Source organism: Clostridium hominis (assembly GCF_014287825.1).
In the GTDB taxonomy this organism is placed as follows: domain Bacteria; phylum Bacillota; class Clostridia; order Clostridiales; family Clostridiaceae; genus Clostridium; species Clostridium hominis.
On record NZ_JACOOO010000016.1, the window covers coordinates 123,487 to 142,697 of the forward strand.

At 28.7% G+C, this 19,211-nt stretch carries 23 protein-coding genes and 1 riboswitch; of the genes, 3 read left to right on the top strand and 20 right to left on the bottom strand.

Annotation, left to right across the window (positions count from 1 at the left end; translation table 11 throughout):
• Positions 1-4: 4 nt before the first annotated feature.
• On the top strand, positions 5-289 hold the full coding sequence (locus H8S20_RS08790) for a M15 family metallopeptidase (RefSeq protein WP_186860052.1): 285 nt from the start codon (positions 5-7) through the stop codon (positions 287-289).
• An 85-nt stretch (positions 290-374) separates the two neighbouring features.
• Here the strand turns inward: H8S20_RS08790 and H8S20_RS08795 are convergent, their stop codons facing one another.
• From H8S20_RS08795 to H8S20_RS08870, 16 genes are all read right to left on the bottom strand, one after another.
• Positions 375-830 (bottom strand): MOSC domain-containing protein, encoded by a 456-nt coding sequence (locus H8S20_RS08795; RefSeq protein WP_032117624.1) that lies wholly within the window; start codon positions 828-830, stop codon positions 375-377.
• Between the two features lie 4 nt (positions 831-834).
• Positions 835-1,806 (bottom strand): GTP 3',8-cyclase MoaA, encoded by a 972-nt coding sequence (gene moaA, locus H8S20_RS08800; RefSeq protein ID WP_032117623.1) that lies wholly within the window; start codon positions 1,804-1,806, stop codon positions 835-837.
• A 14-nt stretch (positions 1,807-1,820) separates the two neighbouring features.
• Complete coding sequence (gene moaC, locus H8S20_RS08805) at positions 1,821-2,303, bottom strand: cyclic pyranopterin monophosphate synthase MoaC (RefSeq protein ID WP_032117622.1); 483 nt, start codon at positions 2,301-2,303, stop codon at positions 1,821-1,823.
• Positions 2,304-2,316: 13 nt separating this feature from the next.
• Positions 2,317-3,333, bottom strand: coding sequence for a molybdopterin-binding protein (locus tag H8S20_RS08810; protein WP_032117621.1), 1,017 nt, complete (start codon positions 3,331-3,333; stop codon positions 2,317-2,319).
• Positions 3,334-3,346: 13 nt separating this feature from the next.
• Positions 3,347-3,838 carry a MogA/MoaB family molybdenum cofactor biosynthesis protein gene (locus tag H8S20_RS08815; RefSeq protein ID WP_032117620.1) on the bottom strand — a complete coding sequence of 164 codons (492 nt, stop codon included), beginning with the start codon at positions 3,836-3,838 and terminating at the stop codon, positions 3,347-3,349.
• Positions 3,839-4,414: a molybdenum cofactor guanylyltransferase gene (locus tag H8S20_RS08820; RefSeq protein ID WP_032117619.1), complete on the bottom strand. Its 576-nt coding sequence runs from the start codon at positions 4,412-4,414 to the stop codon at positions 3,839-3,841.
• Between the two features lie 13 nt (positions 4,415-4,427).
• On the bottom strand, positions 4,428-5,633 hold the full coding sequence (locus H8S20_RS08825) for a molybdopterin molybdotransferase MoeA (RefSeq protein ID WP_186859890.1): 1,206 nt from the start codon (positions 5,631-5,633) through the stop codon (positions 4,428-4,430).
• An 87-nt stretch (positions 5,634-5,720) separates the two neighbouring features.
• Positions 5,721-5,858: riboswitch (molybdenum cofactor riboswitch) on the bottom strand.
• Complete coding sequence (gene mobB, locus H8S20_RS08830; RefSeq protein WP_032117617.1) at positions 5,856-6,359, bottom strand: molybdopterin-guanine dinucleotide biosynthesis protein B; 504 nt, start codon at positions 6,357-6,359, stop codon at positions 5,856-5,858. Its footprint overlaps the riboswitch before it by 3 nt.
• A 234-nt stretch (positions 6,360-6,593) precedes the next feature.
• Positions 6,594-7,886, bottom strand: coding sequence for an MFS transporter (locus H8S20_RS08835; RefSeq protein WP_186859891.1), 1,293 nt, complete (start codon positions 7,884-7,886; stop codon positions 6,594-6,596).
• Between the two features lie 124 nt (positions 7,887-8,010).
• Complete coding sequence (gene gloA / locus H8S20_RS08840) at positions 8,011-8,394, bottom strand: lactoylglutathione lyase (RefSeq protein WP_032117615.1); 384 nt, start codon at positions 8,392-8,394, stop codon at positions 8,011-8,013.
• A 107-nt stretch (positions 8,395-8,501) separates the two neighbouring features.
• Positions 8,502-9,683, bottom strand: a complete 1,182-nt coding sequence (locus H8S20_RS08845) for an SAM-dependent methyltransferase (protein ID WP_032117614.1) — start codon at positions 9,681-9,683, stop codon at positions 8,502-8,504.
• 218 nt (positions 9,684-9,901) lie between these two features.
• Complete coding sequence (locus tag H8S20_RS08850; protein WP_032117613.1) at positions 9,902-10,282, bottom strand: RidA family protein; 381 nt, start codon at positions 10,280-10,282, stop codon at positions 9,902-9,904.
• 14 nt (positions 10,283-10,296) lie between these two features.
• Positions 10,297-11,472, bottom strand: a complete 1,176-nt coding sequence (locus tag H8S20_RS08855) for a MalY/PatB family protein (protein ID WP_186859892.1) — start codon at positions 11,470-11,472, stop codon at positions 10,297-10,299.
• A 2-nt stretch (positions 11,473-11,474) separates the two neighbouring features.
• The gene (locus H8S20_RS08860) at positions 11,475-12,227 is read right to left on the bottom strand and encodes a MurR/RpiR family transcriptional regulator (RefSeq protein WP_032117611.1); all 753 of its coding nucleotides are present in this window, start codon (positions 12,225-12,227) and stop codon (positions 11,475-11,477) included.
• Positions 12,228-12,249: 22 nt separating this feature from the next.
• Positions 12,250-13,545: a PTS sugar transporter subunit IIC gene (locus H8S20_RS08865; RefSeq protein ID WP_186859893.1), complete on the bottom strand. Its 1,296-nt coding sequence runs from the start codon at positions 13,543-13,545 to the stop codon at positions 12,250-12,252.
• Positions 13,546-13,811: 266 nt separating this feature from the next.
• Positions 13,812-14,582: a class I SAM-dependent methyltransferase gene (locus H8S20_RS08870; protein ID WP_243177591.1), complete on the bottom strand. Its 771-nt coding sequence runs from the start codon at positions 14,580-14,582 to the stop codon at positions 13,812-13,814.
• Positions 14,583-14,755: 173 nt separating this feature from the next.
• Between H8S20_RS08870 and H8S20_RS08875 the strand changes: the two genes are divergently transcribed.
• The gene (locus H8S20_RS08875) at positions 14,756-15,502 is read left to right on the top strand and encodes a GNAT family N-acetyltransferase (protein ID WP_186859894.1); all 747 of its coding nucleotides are present in this window, start codon (positions 14,756-14,758) and stop codon (positions 15,500-15,502) included.
• 13 nt (positions 15,503-15,515) lie between these two features.
• Positions 15,516-16,076 (top strand): GNAT family N-acetyltransferase, encoded by a 561-nt coding sequence (locus tag H8S20_RS08880; RefSeq protein WP_186859895.1) that lies wholly within the window; start codon positions 15,516-15,518, stop codon positions 16,074-16,076.
• A 28-nt stretch (positions 16,077-16,104) separates the two neighbouring features.
• Here the strand turns inward: H8S20_RS08880 and H8S20_RS08885 are convergent, their stop codons facing one another.
• From H8S20_RS08885 to H8S20_RS08900, 4 genes are all read right to left on the bottom strand, one after another.
• Entirely contained in the window at positions 16,105-17,076 is a 972-nt protein-coding gene (locus H8S20_RS08885) for an HD domain-containing protein (RefSeq protein WP_032117607.1), read from the bottom strand.
• A gap of 70 nt (positions 17,077-17,146) precedes the next feature.
• Positions 17,147-17,689 (bottom strand): signal peptidase I, encoded by a 543-nt coding sequence (gene lepB / locus H8S20_RS08890; protein WP_186859896.1) that lies wholly within the window; start codon positions 17,687-17,689, stop codon positions 17,147-17,149.
• Between the two features lie 229 nt (positions 17,690-17,918).
• Positions 17,919-18,227 (bottom strand): PTS sugar transporter subunit IIB, encoded by a 309-nt coding sequence (locus H8S20_RS08895; RefSeq protein WP_186859897.1) that lies wholly within the window; start codon positions 18,225-18,227, stop codon positions 17,919-17,921.
• Positions 18,228-18,446: 219 nt separating this feature from the next.
• Complete coding sequence (locus H8S20_RS08900; protein ID WP_186859898.1) at positions 18,447-19,082, bottom strand: pentapeptide repeat-containing protein; 636 nt, start codon at positions 19,080-19,082, stop codon at positions 18,447-18,449.
• Positions 19,083-19,211 lie beyond the last annotated feature (129 nt).

The following is a 19,211-nucleotide window of genomic DNA, read 5'->3' on the forward strand; positions in this document are numbered from 1 at the left end:
TGCAATATCTTTAGCAGAAAGCCTAGTTGCACGTCCTGGATTTAGTGAGCACGAAACTGGATTAGCATTAGACATTAATTTAGATGCTGGAGGCAACAATGAAGATATATACCATTGGTTAGCAAATAATTCTTATAAGTATGGATTTGTTATTCGATACCCAGAAGGTGAAACATATATAACAGGAATACAGCATGAGCCATGGCATATTAGGTATGTTGGAAAAGAAGCCGCTAAAGTAATATTTAATGAAAGTCTCTGTCTTGAAGAATATCTCAAGAAATATTAGTACTCTCTTCTTTTGGTCAAGCTACTATATATCTGTAAAAAATACGGTAGTATCAAATTTTTTTGATTCTACCGTATACTTATTATTATAAACTTAAAGTTTTATTTTCATTTTCTAAAAGAATAACTTCGTCTCCAACCTTAACTTTTCCGCCTTTTAAAACTCTAGTAAATACTCCATTAGTAGGCATTATACATTGACCAACTCTATAGAATATCTCGCATTTGTCGTGACATTGCTTTCCTATTTGAGTAAGCTCTAATATAGTCTCCCCAACTTTAAATCTTTGTCCTATAGGTAATTTAGTAAGTTCAATTCCTGATATTACTAAATTCTCACCGAAGTCTCCAAAATTTACGCCTCCACCTTTAGCGTTAAACTCATCTATCTTTTCTAATCCTAAAAGACTTACTTGTCTATGCCATTTTCCAGCGTGAGCATCTCCTTCAATTCCGAACTCTTCAATAAGATTCGCTTCATCTACCATTTGCTTAGCAGTTCCTTTTTTCTCACTCGTACATACAGCTATTACCTTACACATAATATTATCCTCCAATTTGATTCATAAATCTTATTTCTTCATGCTCTTTATTTTGATTAAATAAATGTTTTTCCGGCTTGTTATAAATAGTCTCTTCAATCTTTATCTTTAAATCTTGGTCAGATATACCTTTTCTAATAAGATCTCTTAAGCTTATTCCATAATCAAAGTGTAAACATTGCTTTAAGAATCCTTCTGGTGTAATCCTAACTCTATTGCATTCTTCACAGAAGCAATTACTCATAGCACTTATAAATCCAACTTTACCTAAAGCATCATCTACCTTTATATATTTAGCTGGTCCGCTACTTTTTTCTTTACCTATTTCAATAATATTGTTAAAGTTATCTTTTATAAGATCTCTTATTTCCTGATTGCTAACTCCCTTATAAACCTTTCCTACACCTATTGGCATAAGTTCAATAAATCTAACATCTATAGGTTTATTTATTGTAAGCTTTATAAAATCTATAATCTCATCATGATTTATATCATTAACCATAACTGTATTAAGCTTTACTTTGATTCCAAACTCTATACACTTATCAATAGCCTCTAAAACTTTTGAAAGGTCACCTCTTCTTGTTAAGCTCTTAAATCTATCTTCCTTCAGAGAGTCAAGACTTATATTTACTCCCTTAACACCACTTTTAGCTAAAGCTTCAACCTTGTCACCTAAAAGTATCCCATTAGTAGTAATATAAATTTCCTCTATACCTTCAATATTATTTATACTGTCTATAAGCTCAGTTACATTAGGTCTAACTAGAGGCTCTCCCCCTGTTATTCTTATTTTCTTTATACCTACTTCAGCACAAGACTTAACTACTCTTAATATTTCTTCATCGCTTAATTTTTCAGATGCTTTTAAGAAATTATTCTCTTTTTCATCCATGCAATATATGCATCTTAAATTACAATTATCAGTTACAGATAATCGTAAATAGTCAATTTCTCTTTTAAATTTATCCTTCATTTCTAATTATGCAGCTATTCAAAAAAATTGAATTCACCACTTTTCCCTCCTGTTTTCTTTAACAGATGAGTCCCCTCAATTACCATTCTCTTATCTACAGCTTTACACATATCATAAATAGTTAAAGCTGCAACTGTTGCTGCTGTTAAAGCTTCCATTTCAACACCTGTTTTATCAACTATCTTTACAGTTGCTGTTATATCTATAGCATTTTCATCTTTATTTATATCAAAGTCAACATTAACACTAGAAATCATTAAAGGATGACACATTGGAATTAAATTAGAAGTTTGCTTACTTGCCATTATTCCAGCTACTCTAGCAACTCCAAGTACATCTCCTTTACCTATCTTTCCTGCCTCAATAAGCTCTAATGTTTCTTCACTTACCTTTATCTTAGATACAGCTACTGCACATCTTGCAGTTTCTCTCTTTTCAGAAACATCAACCATTCTAGCATTTCCACTATTATCAAAATGAGTTAATCCATTATCCATATTTTTTCTCCTTTTACTTTCCAAATGAGCAATGTGGGAATGTACATACATCACAATCTAAGCATAATCCACCATGTCCATAATGAGCTATATCCTCAAAGCTTAATCTTTCATCAGCTAATACTCTTGGTAAAACAAGATCTAATACAGTTCTTTTTGAGTACATAGCACAACTTGGAACTCCAAGAATCGGCGTACCATTATGATATGCAAGTAAGAACATGGCACCTGGTAATACTGGTGAACCATATGTTACAAGCTCTCCACCACTTTCTTTTATAGCAGTTGGTGTTACATCATCTGGATCTACAGACATTCCACCTGTACAGATAATCATATCAACTTTTTCTTCTAATCCCTTTTGAATCTCTTCAATTATTCTTTCTTTTTCATCTGGTAAAATTACTTGCCTTATAACTTCACTTCCGTAATATCCTAACTTAGCCTTTATTACTGGTAAGAATGCATCCTTAATTCTTCCCTTATAAACTTCATTACCTGTAGTTATAAGAAGACATTTTTTAGGCTTTATTTCATCAACCCAAATTACTTTATCCTTAACTAACTCTTCAGCTTTTAATATTGGTTTTTCATCTATAATTAAAGGAATAACTCTAGTAGCCCCTATTTTTTCACCTTTTTTAATAGGAGTATTATTGTGTAGTGTTGATACTATAATTTCTCCTATTGAATTAATAGTAAATAATTTTTCTTTATCAATTCTTAAAATACCATCTCTATCAGCAAAGAAATCAACTTTTCCTTCTTTTATTTCTTCTGATTTAGCAACACCTTCACCTACGACAAGGTTTGAAATTCTTATAGCAGCATCATTTTCATGAAGCTCACCTTCTTTAGGCTCCCATACATAAATGTGTTCTTTACCTATTTCTAAAAACTTTTGTATATCTTCAGCTTTAATAATATGACCTTTTTTAAATACTCTTCCCTTAAACTCACCAGGTATTATTTGAGTAACATCATGAGATAAAATACATCCAACTGCATCCTCAACTTTTATCATCTTCATAATTAACGTCTCCTTACTTTCTAGCACATTCACTTGCTGAACCTAATAATATATCAATTCCATGTTTTATATCATCTAATACAAAATCTAATGCTTCCTTACAAGCTTTTGGGCTTCCTGGAAGATTTACTATAAGCGTATTCTTTCTTATTCCTGAAGCAGCTCTTGAAAGCATTGCTCTCTTTGTTATTTGTAAACTAAAATATCTTATAGCTTCACTTATTCCTGGAGTTTCTCTTTCAATAACCATCTTCGTAGCTTCAGGTGTTATATCTCTTACTGAAAAACCTGTTCCCCCTGTACTTAAAACAAGATTAACACCTAAGTCATCTGCCATATGTTTAAATTCTTTTGCTAGCATTTCTTTTTCATCTGGCAATACTACATATCTTACTACTTCAAAACCTTTAGCTTCTACTATTTCTTTTATAACTGCCCCGCTCTTATCTTCTCTTTCCCCAGCATATCCTTTATCACTACTCGTAATAATTCCTACAGTATACATCTATCTTTCCTCCAATTCATTAAACTCTATTGGTGTATTTACATTTAAAAAATCTTCTTCTTCAAACTTTCTATTATCTAATTCTTCAATTACTTTATAATTTGAAGACATTATAAACCTTTGTAATTTATTTTCATTTCTTATTAAGCTCTCTTCTATTTTACCTATTATATTTTTAGAATATATTGAACAAAGCGGCTGTAATCTTTCCTTATATTTAGGCACTAATATCTCATAATCTTCATTATAATTTCCTAAGAAATCTAATAACTCACTACTTACAAGAGGCATATCACAAGCTACACATAAAACATAATCAGTATTAGAACTTTTCAATGCAGAATGTATTCCAGCTAGTGGCCCATTCCCCTTATATATATCTTCTACAACTCTTAAATTAAACCTCTCATAAACCTCTTTATCATTAGCTACAATAATAATTTCCTTGAAACTTTTTCCTGCATTAATAATATGCTCTATGAAAGTTTTTTCTTTAAAACTTAAAAAAGCTTTATTATTATAATTCATCCTACTACTTTTTCCACCTGCCAAAATAGCTAGCGTTTTATTTATCAAAGCTACTCACCTCTTAAAACTTAATAATTGTAACTATATCACCTTTCTTAACTCCTTCATTTCCAGCTTCTAACTCTATTAAGCAATTAGAATTTAATGTTGAACTAAGAATTCCATTTCCACTTTTAACTTGTGTTATTTCTACTTTTTGCCCATTAGCATCTGATTTAACTTTTCCTCTTAAGAACCTTCTACTAGAACTCTTCTTTTTAAATTCATTAATTAATATAGCTTTTTCTCTATTAATTTCTAGCTCTTCTTTTCCACTTAGTTTTTCTAACGTTGTCTTTGCTATAAGTTCAAAAGTAGTTAATGCTGCCGTTGGGTTTCCAGAAAGACTTAATATAATTTTCTCATTATATTTACTACAAAGCATAGCCGAACCCGGTTTAATATTAATCTTCCAGAATAACTTCTCGCCACCAATATAGCCTATAGCTTCTTTTATTAAATCCTTTTCTCCTACAGATGCTCCTCCAGTAGTAATTACCAAATCCGCTACTTCTAAAGCTCTTTTTATTTTATCTCCGATACCAGTAAAGCTATCATTTTCATGATCTACATATGATACTTCATAGCCTAACTCCATTAATCTACCTAGTATTGTGTACTTATTGCTGTTATATATCTTTCCACCTTTTAGATCTTTATCTATATCTAATACTTCATCTCCAGTACTAATAAAAGCTATCTTTGGCTTTTTATAAACATTAACACTTGTTATCCCAGAACTAGCCAATATACCTATATCAGCATAATCTAGCCTTTTATTTCTCTTAACTAAAAGACTACCTTCTTTAATATCCTCACCTTTTAAGCAGATATTTTCCTCAGCATTTACAGTCTTATTTACCTCTATAAAACCATCCTTAAAAGTTACATCTTCTTGTTTTATAACAGCATCAGCTCCTATTGGTATAGGAGCTCCAGTCATTATCTTAACTGCTGTTCCCTTTTTAATTTCACTTTTACAAACGCTTCCTGCAAAAACTTCATCTATAACCTTTAAGGATTTTTTTCCTTCCTCTGTATCACTATAAACTACTGCATATCCATCCATAGCCGACTTATTAAATGGAGGATTATCTATCTTAGAAAATACATCTTCACTTAAAACTCTACCTATTCCAGCAAGTAATGAAACTTCTTCAATTCCAATAGATTTAACATTTTTATTTAAAATATCTATACCTTCTTCTAAGCTAATAAAAGATTTCATAATTTCGCACCTCATGCTTACATAAAATAAAAGCTTGTCACTTTAACCTTATTTTGGGTATAAGTAACAAGCTTAATACATTTCTATATTAAATCTACTTATTTTCCTTCCCAAAACACGTGGAGACAATAACCTTTCGGCTAATGCCCTGTGAATGCTAAACATTCAGGTGTAAAAATCATAGGCATACCCTTAGATTTTTACACACCAGAAAACATATAATTATTTTTCAAATTTAAATTCTTTTTCTTTTTCAACTAAATCTGCTAGCACTTTGTAATTATCCTTATTAACTACTGGTACATCTTCATAATCAATACTTTCATTACTAGCAATAGCAATTAACTTTTCTTTTGGAGTTATTATTTTTTCACTAACCCCTTCTCTATAGACCTCTATTTTTCTTAAATTACTCTTTTTATACCCTTCAACAAGCACTATATCCTTGTCACTTACCATTTTAATTATATCTTCTAAATTAACCTCTTCGTCTAATTCCTTAATCATTGCAAATCTATTTTTAGATGAAATAACAACGGTATCTGCTCCAGCCTTCCTATGTCTATATGTATCCTTGCCTTTTTTATCTATATCAAATCCATGAACATCATGCTTTATTGTTGATACAGTTAATGCCCTATTATTAAGTTCCTTAATGAGACCTTCCATAAGAACTGTTTTCCCTACATTAGAACCTTCACCTATTATATTAACAACTTTTGCCATATATTTCATCCTTTTTATTTACTATCTTGATCATATATTTTGATATTATTCAAGTTATAATTATATTCTATACCTCTAAGCTATTCAATGATAATTATCACAGAATCTTTTATAATTATTAAAAATTTAGAATTAGTACCTGTATTCCTAAATTAAAAAAAGAAACTACCTTAGCAGTTTCCTCTTTACTTTTGATTTATAATTTTCTATTAAATAAACTACTACTTAATTTATTTAATATCTTCTTCTCACATCATACCTATGTCTCAGCCTACAAGTACAATTCCTCTTATATCTCTCTAAAATTACCGCTCTATCTCCAAAAATCTTAGAAATCTTTAGATAAAACATTAGTATTACTAAAATCAAAACTACAAAACCATAAATATATATTCCTCTAAAATTTATATTTTCAATTATGAATCCCCCGATAAAATTACCTATAGCACATGATAATCCGTTTACCAGTAACTTTACTCCTGCAAAAACATCTCTATTTTCTATTTCAATATAGCTCATCATTGAACTATCTAAAGATGACCCAACTAAAGTCGCAAAAATACATCTAACTATCAATATAGTTACAAATGGAATAGTACTTAATTTTAATGTTAACCCAAACATTGTTGCTGCTAAACATATAAGTGATATCAACTCAAATCTTTTTATTCCGATCTTACCTATAATCATTGGCATTGCTAGTATCCCAATCATTACCACGGATGTTATTAGGAAGCTAACTATAGATATTGTTGTATTACTTAAACCAAAGTAATTTTTCATAACCAAATTATTATATGGCCAAACAGCGCTTCCACCTATAGCAATAATAAATAAAAATATTGCAAAAAGTCTTATATTTTTATGCTCCCTAAGTAACTTAAATGTATTATGAGCAGACTCCTTAATCTCTCCTTCATCAAGCTTTCTTCTATCATCTCTAGGTAATAAAAATAACCTCATAACAAAAGCTACTAAAGTCATACCTGCTGATAAATAAAATAATTTTCTATATCCTATAATACTAAAAATAGATAATCTATCTATATTACCAGCCAATAAAGTTCCTAAAGTTGAAGCAATAAAATTAACAGAAGACTTATAACTATATGCACAACATTCTTTATCTGGTGTTGTATAAGAATAAAGTAATTGCAATTCTGTAACTTGTATAAAACAAAGTCCTATATTAGTTAATATTTGTGATAATAAAAGCAATATATAACTAGTAAATACAGCATATGCTCCTATCCCTATAGAACTTAATAAACAACCTAAAGCTAAAATATTTTTTCTTCCAAACATATGTATAAATGGCCCTACAAAAAAACCTACCATTGAAAATAATGAACCTAAAGAAAATATGAGACCAATTTTGTCAGAAGGAATATTAATTTCATTTAAATAAAGTATTTGTAAAAATCCATATATTCCAAAAGCCGCAGCTAATATCAATTCACTTATTACAATAATTTGAACATTTCTTGAAAAGCTAGCATAAGTCTTAATAGTTTTAAATCTTTCCACAGCCTCACCTCTTAACCTAATTCTTCAATATATCTCTATTTAGGTTAAGCTATATTACTGTTTTTATGTAAACTAAAATTTTCTAAAAAAATAGAGACACATATGCTGCATCTCTATTTTAAAACTATTTATTTCTTATAACTTCAACTTTATATCCATCTGGGTCAGTTACGAAGTAATATCCTGGCTTTTGTCCTGGAAGTCCTTTTAACGGTGTAACTTCATATCCTAACGCTTCATGTTTTTCTCTTTCTGCTTCTAAGTCATCAACACCAACTGCTATATGACTAAATCCATTACCTAATTCATAAGGCTTTTCTGGGTTATAATTATAAGTTAATTCAACTTCATACCCTCCAAGTTCGTTTGAAAGATATACTAAAGTAAACTTGTGCTCTGGAAAGTCCTTTCTTCTAGTTTCTATAAGCCCTAACGCTTCTTTATAGAACTTTAAAGATTTCTCTAAATCCATAACTCTTATACATGTATGTAACATTTTAACTGCCATAAATTATTCTCCTATCTGTCGATATTTTTATAATATTAATATACCTTAATCTACGGCTAGTAACAACATTAATATTTTTTAACATTCAATACCCTATACTTATTATATTAGTCTTCATATAAATATTTCCTAGTAATTGGCAAGCTATTATTTATTCCTTTAGTAAATACTATTTGGTGTAAATCTATTATTCCATTATTAAAAGTAGCTGCACAAGAACATAGATACATACTCCACATTCTAATAAATCTTTCATCAAACATTTCTTTAACTTTATCAATGTTGTTATTAAAATTCTTATACCATTCTAATAAAGTCTTCGTATAATGCAATCTTAGACTTTCTACATCTATAACATGATAATTGTAGTCTCCTGAAATATTTATTATCTCTCTTAGCGATGGTATAACTCCACCTGGGAATATGTATTTTTTAATCCAAGCATCACCTTCTGATTCTTTAATACCACTTATATAATGTAATAAAAATACTCCTCCATCTTTTAAAACAGCATTCACAGCTTCAAAAAACAATTCATAATTAGGTCTTCCTACATGCTCTAGCATTCCTACACTTACAACTCTATCAAAAGATAACTTTGACTTTTTCAGATCCCTATAATCCATTAATTTTACTTCTAAATAATCTTCTAAATTTTCTTCTTTTATTCTTTCACTAAACTTATTAAATTGTTCTTGGCTTAAAGTTATTCCCAAACCTTTTACCTTATATTTTTTTGCTGCTTCAATAAGTAGCATTCCCCAGCCACAGCCTATATCTAAAAGACTTTGACCTTCCTTTAAGTTTAGCTTCTTTAAAATATGATGAATCTTATTCATTTGAGCTTGATACAATGTATCATTTTCATTCTTAAAATATCCACAAGAATAACTCATAGTTTCATCTAACCATAAGCTATAAAAATCATTACCTATATCATAATGAGAAGAAACTTCCTCTCTCTGCTTTGATTTATTAGTTATTTTATGAAATATTTCAGGTAATGCTTTATGATCACTATTAAATTTATTCATGTACTTTAACACTGTATTTAGTGCTAAGAATAAATCACCTTCAAATTCAACATCACCATTCATATAAGCTTCACCAAAAGCTAATGAAGTACTACTTAATAAATCCTTTTTATTTAATGGCTTTCTTATGTGTACCCTAAACTGTGGTTCCCCTTTACCTAAAACAACCTCTTCTCCATCCCAAAAATCTACTGCAAATGCCTCTTCTTCAAAGTTCTTCAAAAATGTTTTAAGAAAAGTTTTCTCTACGTTCATACCTTATTTATCCTCCTTATTATATCTTGTAGTATGAACATAATTTTATAAAATTAACCATAGGTGTATTATTTATTACTATTTATATAAAATGTAGAACCCATTCCTATAAAACAATAATTATGTAAATAAAAAATAGAGAACTATAATAAATTGCTGCACATACAATTCATTATAGTTCTCCTCTTAAAAGTGTTATTTACTTGAGAAAGCTAATATTATTCTGCTATTGCTATAACTTCTATTTCAACTACAGCATCCATAGGAAGCTTAGCAACTTGAACACAACTTCTTGCTGGAGGATTTTCTCCAAAGTACTCATTGTATACTTCGTTTAATTCAGCAAATTGAGCTAAATCTTTTACAAATACAGTTGCCTTAACAACATTTTTAATAGAAGACCCTGCTTCTTCTAAAATACTTTTAACATTCTCTAAGCTTTGTCTTGTAGCTTCTTTAATGTCTGTCTTTAATTCTTTAGTTTCTTTATCTAATGGTAATTGTCCTGATGTAAATATGAAATTACCTACTTTATTACAATGTGAATAAGGTCCTATTGCATCTGGAGCCTTAACTGAATTAATTACTTCTCTTTTCATTTCTATTCTCCTAACTATTTTATATATTCTTTATAAAATTCTACTATCATTGGAATTGCTTCTTTTAATATTGCTTTACTTGTAGCTACGTTTATTCTTAAATATCCTTCATGATCTTTAATAAATCTACTACCTGTTTCAAGCAATACTTTCTTTTCTTGCGCAAGCTTAATTATGAAATCATCAATATCTGAAATATTATCAAACTTTACCCATAATAAATAACCTGCATCTGGAACCATAGTACTGATTCCTTCTACATTAAGCATGTCCACAGTTAAATCTAAATTTTCTTTTATGTTCTTTATAAGTTCATCAACCCAAGGTGAACCATTTTCATAGCATAAAGTTAAAGCTCTAGTTCCAACTCTATTTGGATGAAGCTTCCTTTTGCTTAACTCTTCTTCTAAAGAATTTTTCATTTCTTCATTACTACATAAGAAAGTTGAGATCTCTAAACCTGCTATATTAAATGTTTTATTCGGTGATGATAAAACTATTATGTTTTTATATTTGTTTAAATAATCACTAAAAGTATTGAAATTATTTCCTAAATCTAAATCTCCATGAACTTCATCACTTATAATAATTATATTTTTTTCCATGCAAATATTAATAATATCATTTATCTCTTCTTTACTCCAACATCTTCCTGATGGATTATGTGGATTACAGATTATTAATCCCTTAATATCTTCTTTTTCAACTAAAGCTTTCACTTCTTCAAAATCTAAAGAATATCTATTATTATTTAATTTCATTTTGTAAGAAACTAAATTCATACCATTATTAAATACAACATCTTTAAATGGTCCATAAGCTGGAGTAAATACAAGTATACTATCACCTTTTTTAAACAACTTATCTACCATAACATTCATAGTAGATAATGCTCCTATAGAAGGAACGATCCATTCACGTTTAATCTCTGACTTATATCTATCTTTATACCATTTTAATATACTATTATAAAATTCTTCTTTTATATCAAAGTACCCAAAATCACCTAAAGCTATAAATTCCATAAGAGGTTCTATTACCTCTTTAGGTAATTTAAAATCCATATCAGCAATGAATAGTGGATAATAATTTGCTGCATCTTTTACTTTGAATCTTTTTTCAATATATTCTTCATTCCACTTCTTAGACCCATTATTTCTTCTTTGTAATATGTCTTCGAAATTATACATTGCTACCTCTTTTCTTCATATTTCTCAATAAATTTCTTTATTATATAATCCATTGCAATATGAAAGTTTAATCGAGTATCTATATTACTATCTGAATCCTGAGTATACGCTGTATAAACTTTATACTTACATAACTTTTCAAAGGTAGAATTTCTAGACTCTGTTATAAGTACTACGTCAACCCCTCTAAGGTTAGTTTCAACTAATACCTCTAGTAGTTCTGGTGTTTCCCCACTTCTTGATAACATAAATACTAAATCATCATCTTTATTTAATATTCTACTAGATAATCTCATAAACCTTGAATCATCATGTTGCTCTGCAGGTATTCCTAATAGTTGTAATTTTATTTGAAATATTTTACCTAAGTAATTGCTCATACCCATTCCATATATAGTTATTCTCTTGCACTTCATCATCTTGTCAACTATTTCATCGATATCAGCTTCTTTAATTAACTTATATGTATCTAACATGAGATTTACAAAATCGGTATCATCTATACTAGGCTTAGTTTCTTCTAATTCGTCTCGTCTAAAGTAATCATCTTTAAATTGTATAAAACTTTTATACCCTAATTTTTTAGAAAGTCGGTGCACACTTGTATTACTAACCGAAAATTTCTCAGAAATATTAGCTATTGTAAAACTATCATATGTAAATAGCGTGCTATTTTCTAATAATAATTGTAATAACTCCTTCTCTAATTTAGTTAAATACTTTGAGTTTTCTGAAATTCTTCTGTGTAATTTCATATGTGCACCTCACTTTAAAATTCTAAGCTTCTATTGACTCTTCAGCTCTATATTGCTTATCTAAAGCTAACACAAATGGGTAGTATATTGCAAATGCTGCTGCTATCGCAACTACTTGTACTAATGCACCTTGCCATCCGCTTACTAAGAATCCACTGAATATTGGAGGTGTTGGCCATGGAGCTACTACCCCGTTAAATGGACTTAAGAATCCTATCTTCATAGCAAATATTGCAATAAGAACTGAAACTATTGGTGCTAATGTTAATGGAATTAACATTAATGGGTTAAGTATTACTGGTAAACCAAATATTATTGGTTCATTTATATTGAATAATGCTGGAACTGTACTTAAGTTTCTCATCATTTTCATTCTTTCAGATCTAGCAACAACTACCATAGCTAAAACTAGTCCTACAGTCATACCTGCTCCACCTATAGTTGCAAATTGGTCAATCATTTGAATTGTTCCGATATTTGCATTTTCTAATGTTAAAGCACCTTGTTTAAATAATTCTAAGTTTTCTACTGAGTTTGCATTTAATAATGGGTTTACAATTGAGTTAACAACTGTTGGGTGAATACCAAACCACCATAAGAATCCATTTAACCCTGCAACTACTGTTATAGCAGCTGGAGATGCTGTTAATCCTTGAAGTGGAACTTGTAATATGTCATATATGAATTCATGCATTGAAGTTCCCATGCTTAAGAATATTCCGTTTATTAATAATGCATATGCAACTACTATTACTCCTGGTATTAATGATACGAAAGATTTATATACCATTGGTGGTACATTTTCTGGTAATTTAATTACTAAGTTCTTTTTAACTACAAATCTATAAAGTTCTGTTGAAGTTATACTCATTATAATTGCTGTTATAACACCTTTTGTTCCAAGCCATGCCATTGGAAGTACTTTGTTTATTACTTCACCTGATTCAGCAGTAACAAATTTAGGTGTAACTATTACGTAAGCTACTATAGAAATAATCATAACTGGTAGCGGATCCATCTTATCATCTTCTGATAATTTGTAAGCTATTGTACCAGCTAACATGATTCCCATTATATCAAATGTAGCTCTATATGCAGGTGAAAGGAAACTATCCCAACCTTCACCAAATATTCTTGCCATAAATTCTGGATAACCAGCTATAGGGAAGTCTGTTATTAATAAAAATACTGATGCTATAATTGTTAAAGGCATTATAACCATAAAGCCTGATTTAAGTGCTCTCATGTATCTTAAATTAGCGAATTTAGATACTACTGGAACCATTTTCTCTTCAATAAATCTTGAAATAAAGTTCATTTTAATTCCCCCTTGTTTTTTTAATAACGTTTTCAAGTTTTATTATACGGATTTTATTCCAAATTTAAATTCCTACCATCGGAAAATTTTCCATACTTTTTTTGGGTTTTTTCTCACACTTTTAATCTTAATTTAACTATTTGTTAGTCTTTTATTCATAAAATAATTATTTTAATAATAAAAGACTCTAAAATTGCATTTTTAATTAAAAAAAGCTATTTCAGAGTCTTTCTCTCAAGTTAAATATATTATCGATTTTTTAATTTTTATTTGCTTGCAACAAAAACTACATGATTACTATATCCTAATAATTCCGGTTTTTCACAAGTATACAGGTGAAACCTCATCCATTCATTAAACTCGTCTTTGCTAAACTTATTAATTTTATCAGCCATAAGTTCTGATAGTCCATCTGCAGCAAAATGTGTAACCTTATTTAAATTACTCTTTATCATCAATTCTTCCATCTTGCCTACTGTCATAAAACAAAATGGAGTTTCATCTACTAATTTAAAACTCTCCTTATCATACTCATCACCTAACAAATGATTTGCAGTATTATAAATAAAAGTTTCAGTTACAAAGACCATATCATTAGAAAGATACGCAAATAATATTTTTCCATCTTTCTTACACACTCTTTTACTTTCATTAATAACTCTTAATTTATCTTCATCACTTTTTAGATGATATAGAGGTCCGAAGCATAAAACAACATCAAAGCTGTTATCTTCAAGATATGATAAATCTAGAGCGTTACCTTGATAAACCTTTATATTCATATCTTCAGTTATCTTTGCTTCTAAAATATCAACATTTCTTTTTACTGGCTCAATAGAAGTAACGTCATACCCTTTTTCTGCATAATGAAGACTATAAGCTCCAGTAGCTGCTCCTATATCTAATATTTTTGATTCCTTTTTCAAATACTTGTCTATAAAATTTGTAGTTGTTATAAATTCAACACTACTTGCATTTGAGCTATTTAGTCTTTTTTCTTCATTAAAATATTCATAAATTTCTTCTAATTTCATCATATCCATTCACCCCTATTGCATAATATTTTTAATACAAATTGCAATTTTAAATTTGTATTATTTCTATTATACATAAACCTTGTTAATATTCAACTACATTTGTAATAACTTACAATAAAATATGTTAAAATTAATTTATACAATATAAGTTAATAAAAAAGGATGTTGATTATATGCTTAATAAAAATGAAATTTTACAAATCGCTACAGCTCAACTATCTTTAGATTACAATTTTAATAAAAATGATCTGCTTAGCAAAAATAATATTATTGTAGAGAATATCCTTATTGATGGTAGAAGAATTTATGATAATGACGGATGCTTTTTAAAAATATTATGTTTTAATGGAAAAGCTTTTATAGCAGCTGACTCTAAAATTCTTCCTTGGTGTAAAGAAAAACTACTAACTACAGATGCTGCTTGGCTTTCTGAATATCCAAAACTGAAATCTATAGATAATAAACTTAAAGCGTTTGGTCACGAAATAGCTGATATACATCATTATTATCTTCCTAAAATAACTAATACAGATATTAAAACTCCATTCTCAATAAAATGGTATGAAAAAGCTGAGATCTCTCAATTCCAAAATGATAATAGATTTGGTGAAGCTTTTGCTTTTGATAAAAATCACCCTGATGTTCTTGCTGTTGCAGCTTTCGATGTCGATACTATGTTAGGAATGGCCGGTGCAAGCAGTGATAGTGATACTATGTGGCAAATTGGAATTGATGTTTTTCCTGAATACAGGGGAAAAGGTATTGCTACTACTCTTGTAACCTTATTAAAAAACGAAGTGTTAAATAGAGGTAAAGTTCCTTTCTACGGAACTGTAGAAACTCATTTTAACTCTCAGAATGTAGCCATTAACTCTGGATTCTTTCCTGCTTGGGCAGAGCTTTATACAAAAATCCTATAAAAGGAGGTATATCATGAACAAATCATCAGCTAATATACTAAAGAAAGTATTATTAAAAAACGGACAGGTCCTAATAGTAAGACCTCCTAAGATTGATGATGCAGAGGCAATAATACAATATTTAAATATTGTTGGAGGAGAAAGTGATAACCTTCTATTTGGAAAGGATGATTTATCAATTACTATTGAACAAGAAAAAGCATTAATAAATAATATAGATAATAATCCAAATTGCCTTATGATATTAGGTATTATTGATAACACAATTGTTAGCATATCTCAAATAAGTTCTCCTTTTAGAAGAAGAATCTGTCATAATAGCGAGATTGCAATATCTGTTAGAAAAGATTTTTGGAATATCGGAGTTGGAAGTGTTATGCTAAAGGTTCTTATAGATTACGCTAAAACTAAAGGCACTATTAGAAATATAAACTTAAAAGTTAAAGCTAGTAATACAAGAGCTATGTATCTATATAAAAAATTAGGCTTTAAAGTAGTTGGAATTCATAAAAACTATTTTAATATTAATGGAAAATATGATGATGCAGTTTTGATGGAACAATATGTATGGTAATAAAAAAAGTGCGAAAATTTTTCGCACTTTAATTAAACTTTACAAAAACACCTTCTATTGATTTTTGCATTGCTTGCTCCCCTAATATTTTAATTAGAGTTGATTTTTCGGAAGCTTTACTTAGTACCCCATCAATTATTACTGTTGGATCGATAAGTCTTAGCTTATTAACCTGATGTATATCATACTCTTCCTTATTCTCAACAACATCTACATTATAATTTAATGATTGAATTAAACTTCTTACCTCTTCATTCTTAGAATTTTTTAATATAGTTAAAACATAATTATCATCTTGAAGTAAATCTTCTAAAGTTATAATTTCATTATCTAAAGCTACTTTTAAAGCATTTGATAATCTATTATACGCATATATATTTAGTGGATTTAAGAAAAATCCTATCACTTCTTTATAATAAGTATTAACAAACCATTCTGCTGCATTTATAGAATTAATAACAATTTCTCCATCTTTTACCTCTAAACTATCCAAGAAGTTTTTTATTGCTACTAATGAAATATATCCATAAGAATACATATCTCTTAAAGTATAATCTATCCTATCTGCACATAAAGCTGGTGCCGACCTTTCTAATAAAGTCCACTTCGTTTCATTATATAGTATATCTTTATAATCATATCCATACTTTGTAAGTATTTTAGGTATATCTGACGTTTCTACTATTCTTTCAAATATCTCTTCATGATAATCTTCATTACTCTTATTTAATGCAAAATCAACTACATGAGAAAATGCAGTATGTGAAATATCATGTAGTAACCCTGCAATTTGTTCTTCTAGGCTTCCACCAATTATCTTTATAAATATCATTGTTCCTACAGAATGATCATACCTAGTAACATTCCAATTAGGATTTACAAGATAGCTTGCACCACCCTGATGAATATTTTTTAATCTTTGAACTACTTTAGTATTTATTAATTCTTCTAAGACACCTTCTACTTCAAATTCACCATATATCTTATCTTCTATCCTCATTAGTTACCTCCTCATAAAAATAGGATTCTATCTTACCATTTAAATTACATTATTACAATCATTTACAGTATTATTTTATTATACTAAAATCCGAAAACGGATATACTTTTACCTGTGCTTTCCCTTTGATATCACTTTCATCAATATAAGGATTATCCCACTCTCTGGAATCTGATGATTTTAATCTATTATCTCCAAGAAAAAAATATTTACCTTCTGGTACTAAATATGTTCCACTTAATGAATCTTTATTTTTTACATACTCTTGTTTTAACTTTTCACCATTTACTGTTACATCTCCATCAGTAATAACTACCTTGTCTCCTGGTAACCCTATTAATCTCTTTATTAAGGTTTTCTCCAACTCATCTGAGTAAAATACTATTATATCTTCTCTATTTAATCTTTCTGGCCTATATACTCTAGTAGCAAATAACCTATCATCTACATTCAATGTTGGAATCATCGACCCTGAAGGAATCATTACTTTAAATATAATATATTTATTTATTAATATAGCCAATACAATAGCAACTAATAGCGGAACAATCCAATCATTAAAAAAGTTAGATTTACCTTTAAGTATTTCCTTATCCCCTTCTCCCTCTCTCACTTACCTATTCCCCCTTATAATATTCCCTCTTACTTTATCTTATCTAACCTATTTATTTATATTTACTCCTATTACTATTTTAGCATAATTAACCATAATATTCTCACATTAAAATATTATCTAAAATTTTAACTTTTATTGACCTATCCTAATATTTTTGAAAATATAATTTGCTAAAGAACAAAAAAACATTTGCTAATAATAGCAAATGTTTATAAGTTTATTTATACTATTTTTTATCCAATAAGTTCAGTACTTGTTCTAATATAACTCGTTCATTCATCATTCCATATAATATTGCATCTATTGCTTTTACAGGAACTCTTCCACTAACTAATGCATTAACTTGAGGCATTTGAAATCTAACTTGTGGTGATAATAAAACTATATCTACATCATTAATAGCATCTTCACATTCTGTTATTGGCAAAGCTTTAATATCAATATCAACCTTTTTTACTTTAACATAATCTTTCATTTTGCTAACTAGTATGGTTGTTGATATTCCACTCTCGCACACTAATAATATTTTTTTCATAAATTCTATCCCCCATTATTTCAGTAAATCCCTGAAAACGTTACCTGTTTATATTTTACATTTATGATATTAACTTGTCAAATATTCCTCTATTAAATATATTCAATTTCTCTATACTACATTTTGCTATTATTATGTTAAATCTTTATTATAAAAAAAATTGTAGTATTTACTTATTTATCATAGGTAAATACTACAATTTTTTATATCTATGCAAATTTAATTTTTAAAAAATCTTAATAAATAGCTTAATGTATAGAAGTCTCTATCTATTTCCTCTGTCATAGCATTAAATCCCTTTATTAACTCTTCCTCGCTAAATAACTTTTGAAGTAAACAAATCTTTACTGGATTTATCTTTCCTTCCTTTGTATCTAGAACTCTAGATGCTTTAATAAAACTATTTGTCATAGCTTTATTTATTGCCTCTTCTAACTCTTGACTTATGTTTAATTCTGGTATCTCATCAAATATAGTAATATTTAAAACATCTACACCTAAATTAGTACATTTACTTAAATCACAACCTACAAAAATTACATCTTTAAATTCTGCATCTCTAAAGTCTACATTGTCTAAGTTTACTTCCTCAAAAATAGTATTTTCAAACTTAGCGTGTCTAAATTTACTATTCTTAAGATTAGTCCCTATAAACTCTGCTCCTTTAAAAGTACATCCATAAAAGTCACAAGATTTAAAGTGGGCTCCTCTAAAACTTACAAAATTAAAATTTGAACCTGCAAAGCTACTAGCATAACAATTGCTTCTAGCTAAGTTATTATACATAAAATTTTTATTCATCTTTTCAACTTTATTATAATGAAAATTTCCTTTAACACTATTATTTCTAGCCATCTATTTTCTCCTTATTAAGAAATTTGGATACGTGTATGTATTGTTTCCTTCATATCCGATAGTATATATAATACTATAATAAACTAATACCTGTATACTTAATTATTTTTTACTATAATTTATACCTTA